This window comes from Virgibacillus oceani (assembly GCF_041521345.1).
GTDB classification, from domain to species: Bacteria; Bacillota; Bacilli; order Bacillales; family Amphibacillaceae; genus Virgibacillus_N; species Virgibacillus_N oceani_A.
In genome coordinates, this window is the sequence record NZ_JBGOHB010000043.1 from 21,438 (window position 1) to 31,419 (window position 9,982).

General features: G+C 39.4%; 13 protein-coding genes. 6 read left to right on the top strand and 7 right to left on the bottom strand.

Features of this window, described 5'->3' with window-relative positions; translation table 11 throughout:
- Window positions 1-632: 632 nt before the first annotated feature.
- Window positions 633-1,049, bottom strand: a complete 417-nt coding sequence (gene hepT, locus ACDX78_RS21255; RefSeq protein WP_486030557.1) for a type VII toxin-antitoxin system HepT family RNase toxin — start codon at window positions 1,047-1,049, stop codon at window positions 633-635.
- Entirely contained in the window at window positions 1,042-1,446 is a 405-nt protein-coding gene (gene mntA, locus ACDX78_RS21260; protein WP_486030559.1) for a type VII toxin-antitoxin system MntA family adenylyltransferase antitoxin, read from the bottom strand. Before mntA ends, hepT begins: the two co-directional genes overlap by 8 nt.
- A 485-nt stretch (window positions 1,447-1,931) precedes the next feature.
- On the opposite strand from mntA, the gene ACDX78_RS21265 reads away from it, so the two are divergent.
- Genes ACDX78_RS21265 through ACDX78_RS21290 form a run of 6 tightly spaced genes read left to right on the top strand, consistent with a single transcriptional unit; the run spans window position 1,932 to window position 4,892 of the window.
- Window positions 1,932-2,240 (top strand): PadR family transcriptional regulator, encoded by a 309-nt coding sequence (locus ACDX78_RS21265; RefSeq protein ID WP_486030583.1) that lies wholly within the window; start codon window positions 1,932-1,934, stop codon window positions 2,238-2,240.
- Window positions 2,237-2,584 carry a DUF1048 domain-containing protein gene (locus ACDX78_RS21270; RefSeq protein WP_486030561.1) on the top strand — a complete coding sequence of 116 codons (348 nt, stop codon included), beginning with the start codon at window positions 2,237-2,239 and terminating at the stop codon, window positions 2,582-2,584. Before ACDX78_RS21265 ends, ACDX78_RS21270 begins: the two co-directional genes overlap by 4 nt.
- A gap of 10 nt (window positions 2,585-2,594) precedes the next feature.
- On the top strand, window positions 2,595-2,978 hold the full coding sequence (locus tag ACDX78_RS21275; RefSeq protein ID WP_486030563.1) for a DUF1048 domain-containing protein: 384 nt from the start codon (window positions 2,595-2,597) through the stop codon (window positions 2,976-2,978).
- Window positions 2,979-2,994: 16 nt separating this feature from the next.
- Window positions 2,995-3,366 carry a DUF1048 domain-containing protein gene (locus ACDX78_RS21280; protein WP_486030565.1) on the top strand — a complete coding sequence of 124 codons (372 nt, stop codon included), beginning with the start codon at window positions 2,995-2,997 and terminating at the stop codon, window positions 3,364-3,366.
- On the top strand, window positions 3,363-4,124 hold the full coding sequence (locus tag ACDX78_RS21285) for an ABC transporter ATP-binding protein (RefSeq protein ID WP_486030567.1): 762 nt from the start codon (window positions 3,363-3,365) through the stop codon (window positions 4,122-4,124). The genes ACDX78_RS21280 and ACDX78_RS21285 overlap by 4 nt, the downstream gene beginning before the upstream one ends.
- A complete protein-coding gene (locus ACDX78_RS21290; protein ID WP_486030569.1) occupies window positions 4,125-4,892 on the top strand; it encodes an ABC transporter permease in 768 nt (255 codons plus the stop codon).
- 1,118 nt (window positions 4,893-6,010) lie between these two features.
- Here the strand turns inward: ACDX78_RS21290 and ACDX78_RS21295 are convergent.
- The 5 genes from ACDX78_RS21295 to ACDX78_RS21315 all read right to left on the bottom strand — a co-directional run bounded on the left by ACDX78_RS21295 (window position 6,011) and on the right by ACDX78_RS21315 (window position 9,834).
- Entirely contained in the window at window positions 6,011-6,370 is a 360-nt protein-coding gene (locus tag ACDX78_RS21295; protein ID WP_486030571.1) for a hypothetical protein, read from the bottom strand.
- Window positions 6,371-6,415: 45 nt separating this feature from the next.
- Window positions 6,416-6,829: a DUF4181 domain-containing protein gene (locus tag ACDX78_RS21300; protein ID WP_486030573.1), complete on the bottom strand. Its 414-nt coding sequence runs from the start codon at window positions 6,827-6,829 to the stop codon at window positions 6,416-6,418.
- A 172-nt stretch (window positions 6,830-7,001) separates the two neighbouring features.
- Window positions 7,002-7,475, bottom strand: coding sequence for a DinB family protein (locus ACDX78_RS21305; protein WP_486030575.1), 474 nt, complete (start codon window positions 7,473-7,475; stop codon window positions 7,002-7,004).
- Window positions 7,476-8,761: 1,286 nt separating this feature from the next.
- Window positions 8,762-9,277: a DinB family protein gene (locus ACDX78_RS21310; protein ID WP_486030577.1), complete on the bottom strand. Its 516-nt coding sequence runs from the start codon at window positions 9,275-9,277 to the stop codon at window positions 8,762-8,764.
- A 311-nt stretch (window positions 9,278-9,588) separates the two neighbouring features.
- Window positions 9,589-9,834, bottom strand: coding sequence for a YciI family protein (locus ACDX78_RS21315; RefSeq protein WP_486030579.1), 246 nt, complete (start codon window positions 9,832-9,834; stop codon window positions 9,589-9,591).
- Between the last annotated feature and the right edge of the window lie 148 nt (window positions 9,835-9,982).

Genomic DNA, 9,982 nt, shown 5'->3' on the forward strand with positions numbered 1-9,982 from the left:
ACATCCACAAAACTGATTGGACAGTTTATTTAAGTCCGATGAAATTATCTAATTTTAACATTTTGGAGTGCCTCATTCATCGCACCAATTCGTTTTCATATCGATTAACCGGTGGTTTCACAACAAGAGGGCACGCTCTACTGCGCCAAAACCCCCAGCAATCAGAAGCGTGGTATTCAACCAACCTGGAAGGAACAATGGTGACTCGAAAGATCCAAGTTGGTCGGTGACAATAGGGAATTGAGAGATTACTGCTGCAAACTGCGGAAGCCCCAGTACCAACGCAACCAGCAAAATCACAATGGCTGTTCTCCCAAAGCTGAGCTTACCCGTGGAAAACAAATATCGAATCTCATTCGCAAGCCTTCCGTCGATCGGCGATCCGGGGATAGCGAATGCTTCGTGCCGTCATCAGCGACATAGTGCATACGCTTGAGTAATTGCTCCTGCTGTAGTGGAGTTTTATCTCTTGCAAAGGGGGACATATAAATGGCAATCTGCAGGTGAAATGGATACCAGGAAGCAGTAAGGTCTTCTTGTTGCAGCGAACCGGGATGTATAAAAGCAGACCATCATTTCTAAGGTTGATGGTCTGCTTATTTTGACCAAGAGAGAAAGCCTTTTATCTCAACTTATTCGTTCAGTAAATTTAGAATAACTCTGGTATAATCCGTGAAATCACTTAAATGCTTTTCAATGATCGCCTGCAAGATGCCAAGATCAATATTCTGGTAATAATGAATTGCGATATTTCGAAAACCAACCATATTCATTAAAGCTTTCGCTGAATTTTGGTTGATTATGCCCGCTTCTTCCATCAATTTAAACGCTTCTCGGCTCGACTTTGGCAAGCCCAACTTCCTTTCACTAATAATATGCATTGCTATATCAATACACGCCTCACATGCACGTTGAATGTTTAAAATGATACTGTCTTGCTTCGTGAAATTCTTCAAATTATCCGGGTTATTTGCATAAACCTCTTGGATACGTATGATGCATCTCTCAATAATGGTTACTTTATTCAGCAGTACATCATTATTAACCATATATACCCCCTCTTTTCTCAATACCATGTAAAATATCAGCGCGCTGTTCATTTAATGTTGCATACATGGAATATGCCTTCATACGCTCCCTGATAAATACATTTTCATCTGTACAATACAGCAGTTCACCTGTAGAAAAAATTTGAGCAGCAAACACAGTATCAATTTCTCTTAAATTGATGAGATCAACCTCCACGTTACATTTTTCGGAAAGATCACCCACTAATAAAAATCGCTGATAATTAGTAATTTTTTTTACCGAAAAGTATGCAAGATCAAGGTCACTATTATTTCGAGCTATTCCCTTTGCATGGGAACCAAATACAAGAACAAATACTGGTTGCAGACATTCATCCAATGTTTCCTTAATCAATTGCTCCCACTCTTTACATACCATTCTATTCACCTCCATGAATACTTAAACCACTTTATTTTCACTCCATCAGTCAACTACCTTAGATCTTACATACAAAAGTTTAACATTTTCTTTGCCACAGCATTCAGCAGTACATCATACCCTTGTATACTTTTCTCCTGAAAGCCTTTGTTATTAGTCATTCATTTTCCCATGAACTTGTGTTCATTATAAAGGCAGCTTTTCCATTTATCTAGCTTTTTTATCTACTTTTGTAGAAGGGACCTGATTTTAGCCAGAATGTGAGATTCCAGGTCTGGAAGGCGACTATAATGAATGTATTCAGCTTGATTTTATAAAAGATCTTTTAAGTACGTACACCCTTTGTTTTGGTTAAAATTACTGTTCAGAACAATCGCTATTGACAGACTCCCCCTACTACGTGTTACTATATAGTGGTAGTAAGTATTACTGAATATCAGTTATACAGAATAGGGAGGGTGAATGCTCTGGTACATCTAACAGAAATGCTCAAAGGCGTGCTTGAGGGCTGCGTCCTTGAAATTATAAGCCGCAAAGAAACCTACGGTTACGAAATCACGCGGCAGTTGAACTCGCTTGGATTTACAGATGTTGTGGAGGGAACGGTGTACACCATCCTGGTACGGCTTGAAAAAAACAAGTTGGTGGAGGTCACTAAGAAGCCCTCCGACATGGGACCACCGCGGAAATTTTTTGCGCTCAACCATGCGGGACGTGAAGAACTGAAGAGATTCTGGGAAAAGTGGGAGTTCGTATCGTTAAAAATTAATGAGTTAAAAGAGGGAAAGAAATGAATTTTTTGAAAAAAATCACAGGAAGCGACATAACTAAAGAATATAAAACTTTTGAATCTCGAACCAAAAAGTTGCCGGCTGATTATCAAGCGGCATGGGAAGAAATTAATGCTAATCTTTGGCCATACTCAGATTTCACCGGTCGCAACCTCATGCCGATTCTTGACGGTGTGCTTGGCTTGCTCGAAGAGACGGCGGCAGACGGTCAGCGTGTCCAAGAGGTTTTGGGTGACGATATCAAAGGCTTCTGTTCTGCGCTGGCCGGCGAAGAAGGGGCAAAGTCTTTTCGCGACAAGTGGCGTGGGCAACTCAATAATAATATCGCTAAAAAATTAGGTAAATAGGAGGATTAAAATGAGCATACAAGATATCATCGAAGGCAAAAAAGAGTGGCGAGCGCACGTGGCGCGTGTCAAAGCGCTCCCGCAAGATTATCAGATTGTTTATAAAGAGATTCAAAAATATCTCTTTAAGGTCGGTCCTGTTGAGCTAACCGACGGGACGGGTTTGCTCTCGGGAATTGTCGATCTTTTTGAAGAGGGCGCGACTTTGGGGAAAGACGTGCTCGAAGTGACGGGCAGTGACGTAGCGGCTTTCTGTGGCGATCTAATCAAATATTCAAAAACTTACGCTGACATCTATCAAGAATCTGTTGACCAAGAAGTTAGCAAGGCCATGAAAAAGGCTACGGATAAAACAAAGAAAAAAGGAGAATATCGGAATGGAAAAAGCAATTGAAAGGAGGAGCAATTAAATGTCAGATTTCTTCGATAATTATTTAAATATCAAAAAAATGATTGAGAACAAACGTGAGTACAAGCAACAGATGGCAAGGGTGGAGACGCTGCCGAAAGACTATCAATACGTATTTAAGAAAATACAGGGACACATGTGGATGTTCGCTGCGGGATCCGGCTATGACATGATAAAGATCCATTATGACTTGATAGAACTGTTTGAGGCCGGTGCCGCGGACGGCAAGCATGTGTTGGAGATTACCGGCGAGGATGTGGCCGCGTTCTGCGACGAGCTTCTGCGTAGCGCCAGCACATACACGGAAAACTGGCGCGAGGCGTTAAACCACGAGATACAGAAAAAACTCGGAAAGGGGGACGATTCTAAATGAATGATATTGCAATTCAAGTAACGGATTTAAAAAAATCTTTCAAGGACACAGAAATCCTAAAGAGCGTCGATTTTGAAGTAAAGCGAGGTGAGATTTTCGCCCTGCTCGGTTCCAACGGCGCGGGCAAAACGACGATTGTTAAAATCCTTACCACGCTGCTTAAACAAAACGGTGGCACCGTCGTTGTTAACGGCTTTGACGTTACGTCAAAGCCCGACAGCGTACGGCAGTCGATCAGTCTGACAGGACAATTTGCCGCTGTGGACGAGATTTTGACCGGAAGGGAAAATCTGATTATGATTGCAAAACTACGGCATCTTAATAGTCCACGTCAGATTGCGGATGATTTGCTTAAACGCTTCGGGCTGACCGATGCCGCCGACCGCAAGGTGTCCACCTATTCAGGCGGTATGCGCCGCAGGCTCGACATTGCCATGAGCCTGATTGGAAAACCGCAGCTTATTTTTCTCGACGAGCCGACCACCGGGCTTGATCCCGAAGGACGCAAGGAAGTTTGGAATACAGTCAAAGACCTTGCTGCTAATGGTACAACGGTATTTCTAACCACGCAGTATTTGGAGGAAGCCGAGCAGCTTGCCGACCGAATAGCCATTTTGCATAAAGGCAAAATTATCGCCAACGACACACTCGCGGAGCTGAAAAAGCTGTTTCCACCCGCAAAGGTGGAGTATATTGAAAAACAGCCGACATTAGAGGAAATATTCCTCGCAATTGTCGGCAAAAAGGAGGCAAAGTAAATGGAGACGATAAAGAAACACTTTTTCAGCGATATGGGCGTTATGCTTGGACGTTCCATGCGCCATATTTTCCGCAGCATGGACACAATCATCACGGTCACCATCACTCCGATCGCGTTGCTGTTGCTGTTCGTCTATGTATTTGGCGGAGCGATTCAAACCGGTACGGATAACTATGTGAATTATCTATTGCCCGGCATTTTGCTGATTGCAATTGCAAGCAGTTCCGCCTATACGGCTGTGCGCATGTTTATGGATGTGCAGGGGGGCATGTTCGAGCGGTTTCACTCCATGCCGATTGTGCGTTCATCCATGTTGTGGGGTCACGTGCTGACCTCGCTGGTATCCAATGCTATTTCGATTGTTGTCATCATTCTCGTGGCGCTCATTATGGGGTTCCACTCATCGGCGGGGATACTATCATGGTTTGCCGTAGCCGGGATACTAACATTGTTCACACTGGCTCTGACTTGGATTGCAGTGATTCCTGGACTGATCGCAAAATCGGTGGACGGAGCAAGTTCCTTTGCCTATCCGCTTATCTTCCTTCCGTTTATCAGTTCTGCTTTCGTGCCCACCGAATCTATGCCGTCAATCGTCCGTGCTTTTGCTGAAAATCAGCCGGTCACATCCATCGTAGAAGCGATGCGCTCCCTACTCGCAGGGCAGCCTGTCGGCAATGATATTTGGGTTTCGCTCGCGTGGTGCATCGGAATTATGCTTGTGGCATATATCTTATCGATGAGGGTGTATAAAAAGCGGGTGTAAAAATTCAGCATTTTTGTATCGAACCTCCGAGTACAAATGTAAATCCCTAATGTCATCTATAAAATGAAGAAAAAAATCGGGCCGAAAAATGCACTTTTTCAGCCCGATTTTTCATTTTCCTCTCCAAAACCATTACGTATAATACCCATTATCGTTGTTTAAATTTTATTCAACCAACTAACTTATCTCAAAGTATAAGTACACTTGTTCATAATCTCATATCGATTTTTAACATGAATACTATCTAGCTTTGTTTGGAAACCTTCTTCCACATATACGATCTGGTCCGTTTGTTTAAGTGATGTATACCAAAAACTTAGTCGTTCCCTCACCAAATTCCCCCTCAAACCCTTTTCACCACTTCTCCCACCTCCCTTTTTTCCTTTTTCTAACAGGTAACTAAGTTGTTCCCTAAAGCCACCGATTTTGAACTGAATTTAATGTCGAAATTAGTTAAAAGGGTAATAAAGTTATTTCTTAATAGAATGAAGAAAGGAAGAGAAATGCCCCCCTCTTTTTTCTTGATTCCTTAACTCTAACACCGTTGGGTTCCTAACAGTATTGATTGGATTCAGATTGAAAAACTGATTGATTTAATGATGATTGAAAAAACATTGAATGGTTGAAGCCAGTATTGACAAGGGGTTTTAGAAAGAAGAGAGGAGAAAAGATAAGAAAAAGGCTGAACGTTGATTAAATCCAGCCTGTGTTACTATTTGAAATTAAATTGAGTTTTAGCGACAGAAAGACGATTGATGCGTGAGTGTTTCTCATCGTTTTTCTAATATTTGGTGAACACATTTGCCGTTCAACCAACGAATCGCTTCGATGTTGTTCCAGTCTTGTAACTAACTTGATAGAGCACTATGACTAAGGCCTACTTTTGGCACTACATCTGATAACCTCATCTTCTTTTGTTCTGTTGTGCCAAATAATACATAAGGTGAAATTCTTTCATGCAGAAACCGCATTTATCTGCATGCACAAACTAAGTAAATAAGGAGTTTTTATCATGAGTCGTTTATTCAGCCCTTATACAATTAAACCTCCGGAAAAGTTGAATAATCAAATGCAAGAACATTCCCAATGCCAGGCTCCTGCTTTCTAAGTAATGTCTCCTATAATGGAATAATCATATACATTACTATCGCAAAAAAGGAAGAACATACTACTATCCATATTGTTTGTAAATACACAAAAGAACTTTCCACACTGCGCTGCCTTATGCCTGCTACGTTTTTAGCAACTTTTAAATTAATCGGCACAAAATAAAAGGAAAAAAGAAATCCTCCCGATAGTGAAATACATAAATAAATAATTGCCAAATGTGAAGTAAAGTCTGCCACTAGGCTACCAATTATAAAAAATGGAACACCTGCCCATATAAAGAAGGTTACAGCTAATAATACGAATGCCATTACAACTAACATGAAATTCCTTTTAAGCACACTCACATAGCTTTGAACATATAAGTTCAACAATATCACTCCCTAAATCTTTAAGCATCACACACGTTAACGCAATTAAGTGAATAACGCAGGAGCCAGTAAGTCAAATTGAATAATTACAAATAGAACTAATACTACTATAAACATTTCACTTATCGTTAAAATAGATTGTTTTGGATTTTCAGTATATTTCCACTCAAAAAATGCTCTTACCGCATACTGTGTTCCAGAGGTGATGATCAATGCAATTAAGAAAATGTTTATTGAAAAATTACCAAAGATTATCAAGTAAAGGCAAACAATTAATACAATCGCAGTAGAAATCCTTATAATCCAGTCTATTTTTTGGTGCAAATTGTTTATATGGTTATACGAAAAAAATTTCTTTTTCACTTTCTCTATATTAAACGCTTTTTTCAATATAATTCGAACCATTGCAATTAGAGTAAAAGTAACCAAAACAATCAGTATAAAATTTAACCAAATCACATAAGTCCCCCTTATAGAATTAAATAATTCTCTTGTACATAACATCGACTACCTTGTTGAACAATTCCACCACATAGATTAAGTAGATTAGATTCATTCACAAACTTAGCACTTCCTTCGTGTTAATGAAACAAGGTTCAATTCCTTATCTTCACAAACATAGTTTGAACCTTTAGGACAAATCCTTCTTCATATTACGTATATAGGCTATTTGGCCAATATGGTAAGCGTTATGTGTAGTAGCATTTCCAATTAATGCCCACCACTCAGCTGCTACAGGAAATCCATTAACACTAGCTTCCAGCTTTTCTTCAGTAATTAATTCTTGCCAGCGTAACAGTACCTTCAATAATTGTTCTTTAAGCTCTACAAAATTTCTATCTTTTGAAGTAAGAAAACTGTCTGCATTATTTTCTAAAGATTGTGCTGCATTAAAGTTAGATTTTTCATACCTTAATTGCCATATTTCATTCCAATAGATAAGATGTTGAATAATTTCTACGATACTATGACTCGTCTCATCAGGCTTCCAAGTAGCCTCTTTATCCGTTATTCCCTCAACCGATTCTTGAAACGAAGCATACCAGCTGCGATCATTTGCATTGGCTAATAACTGATCTAACAATATCGTTTTAGCATAGATCATCCATACCCCATCTCCCTTGTTATTTGTATTTTCAAATTGCTTTTTGGTATTTATGGAGAAATTTCAAAAACCCAAGTAAAGACTGCTTTTACTGGTGTATTATTAGCCAATAACTGTTCTCAAGTCTTAAAACGATCAATATCTGAATTATTGAAGCCATGCAAGTACATTTTTCTATGAGGTTTTACCAGTGTAAGGAATAAAACTTCCAATTAACAAGAAAGAGAAAGCGTTTTAATGATCGTCATTATTTCACTCTCGCAACCGTTACTTTAAGTATTATGATTCACAATATCAGACAAACTTTAATCCTGTTTGTTACTTAATAACTCTTCTATTTTCTTTTCTAAATCTTCCATTCTAACTTCCTGTTTATAAAAACTGTAATTAACACTGCTAAAAAGAATGCAATAAAAATTAAAGACCAAATATTCTCTACGATTTGACCGAGAAAGAAAAATGAAAATAGACAAACAAAAACAACGCTAATTCAAAACCTACTAATAATTTTTTTCAATCCCCCCTATATAAACATTAAATACCTATTTAATAACGTCTAAACCAGATAATCAATCAATTGCTAAACAGAAACCAATCTGGACCCTTTCACTAACCCGCTGCGTTTAATTACAATTAAAATTATTCATAAAGACTATGCTTATAATAACATAAGGTTCTGATAATTATTATATCTTGTATTACTTTATTTTTCCATTAACCCCCAGGAGCGGCTCTGATTTTAGGCAAAAAAAGAACCGAGAAAGAGTGCCCTTTGGTACGTTCTCGATGCTTATTTGATGAGATATTAGATGCGTTCTCCATGCCTTTCATTGTAAGACGTAGTTACGTGTTGTAAAAGAGAGTTACGTAGGACAACGAATTGTTGGTTTATAAGGAAGTTTGATTAAAGTATATCTTCAACCCCGATTTAGTGAACATAAAAGGTAATCGGATTATCGTATGGTAGATAACCAAATAGCTTGGCCAGCAGTTCCTTACGAGCGACTAGCCATTCGTCTCGTGACACGACGTTTGGTCGTTGCAAACAACTTTGCGATTTTTTCATACAGTCTTCTCCCTTTCTTCTTTCATTTTCTTAAGCTTATCACACACAATAGTTATGGATTTCTCCTCGATTGCAAAATATATTTCTTCAAACTTTTCAACTAAACCCTGGATTTTGATGAGGAATGCATCGCTAATTATTTTATTTAAAATAGCAATTACCTATGATGCAACATTCGTGATCTAACGTTACAAATCTAATCGTTAGCTAACGCAGCAAATTAGTTTTCCTCATGTCTGTTATAAAGATACATAATATAATCCGTCGGCACACTAGAATAACCCTGTTGGCGAATCATCGCGGTAATGTTCCCCCGGTGATACGTACCATGATTGACGACATGATGCAAAAGTTCTGCAAGCCGGGTTTCCAGTCGTCCGAAAATCGGATGTTCCGCAGCAATAGGTTTGTCCATATCTTCTTGACTATTGAAAAAGTCCTTATACAGTTTGGCCAGCTCTGCATACAAGGCTTCCATTTCTTCGAGTCCCTTATCCTTTATCCTTTCCTGCGCCTGTATAATGGAAGCTTGAACCTCATCCATGCTATTTTCTCGCATTACACCCAGGTATATTGTATCCGTCATATAAATATGAACAAGCGTCTCCGCAATTGTGGGGAAAACACTTTGGATTTCCTGAGTATAAACGCTATGCGGCAGCTCTTTTAACCTTTCGAAAAATCTGTTGTTCGACCAGATGTGATAGTCATACAACTGTAAGGCACGGTGTTTCATTTAAGACCTCTCCTTATTATGGATTTATTCCCATCATACAATCTCTTCCCTGATAAATTCGGTCAGGGAAGTTCATTTGTTTCTGCGTCTTATTTTGCCCCGATTGTGATAAAATCTTGTATTACTTTAACCACAAGAAAACCATTTAGATAAAGCAAAACCAATATGATTCTCGATATTGCGTCTGTTGAGTGGTTGTCATGTATTCCTCATAACTTATAATCCTTAGGACCGCCTGCTCTCCGGCTGGGATCTGGAATCGATCTTTCTGTAGTATTGTAGGTCTATCAGTCTATCGAACCCACTTTTATCTACCCCGCGCTAGAATCCGAGAAAGGCAGAATCTCAATCACCCCTTCTGCACGAGCGCACGGTGTGTTTGACACGAGTTCAATCACCTCATCGAGATTTTCAGCTTCTATTACGTAAAACCCCGCAAGAGGCAGCTTATGTTGTGTGTAGGACTCATCGGTAACCTCAAGACTTCTATCCCAATTCTTTACAGAGGTCACCTTTGTTTGTACAGCTGATATGAGGTTCCCGCGACCCCGTATCACTTCATCTTCAGCCAGGACTTCCTGAATAGGTTACACTTAGTTGGACAGAACAGTTAAGGTCATATAAACTTGGTTCAATTAAAAGTTGAGGAGAATTACTATGACCCGTAGAGCAAGAAGGAACTTTTCAAAGGAATTCAAGGAACAA

Excerpts from the sequence above, each read along its gene's own strand:
- ACDX78_RS21280 (WP_486030565.1), top strand. The coding sequence starts at position 2,995 with ATGTCAGATTTCTTCGATAATTATTTAAATATCAAAAAAATGATTGAG.
- ACDX78_RS21270 (WP_486030561.1), top strand. The coding sequence starts at position 2,237 with ATGAATTTTTTGAAAAAAATCACAGGAAGCGACATAACTAAAGAATAT.
- ACDX78_RS21290 (WP_486030569.1), top strand. The coding sequence starts at position 4,125 with ATGGAGACGATAAAGAAACACTTTTTCAGCGATATGGGCGTTATGCTT.
- ACDX78_RS21275 (WP_486030563.1), top strand. The coding sequence starts at position 2,595 with ATGAGCATACAAGATATCATCGAAGGCAAAAAAGAGTGGCGAGCGCAC.
- mntA (WP_486030559.1), bottom strand. The coding sequence starts at position 1,446 with ATGGTATGTAAAGAGTGGGAGCAATTGATTAAGGAAACATTGGATGAA.
- ACDX78_RS21310 (WP_486030577.1), bottom strand. The coding sequence starts at position 9,277 with ATGAAACACCGTGCCTTACAGTTGTATGACTATCACATCTGGTCGAAC.
- ACDX78_RS21305 (WP_486030575.1), bottom strand. The coding sequence starts at position 7,475 with ATGATCTATGCTAAAACGATATTGTTAGATCAGTTATTAGCCAATGCA.
- hepT (WP_486030557.1), bottom strand. The coding sequence starts at position 1,049 with ATGGTTAATAATGATGTACTGCTGAATAAAGTAACCATTATTGAGAGA.
- ACDX78_RS21285 (WP_486030567.1), top strand. The coding sequence starts at position 3,363 with ATGAATGATATTGCAATTCAAGTAACGGATTTAAAAAAATCTTTCAAG.
- ACDX78_RS21265 (WP_486030583.1), top strand. The coding sequence starts at position 1,932 with ATGCTCAAAGGCGTGCTTGAGGGCTGCGTCCTTGAAATTATAAGCCGC.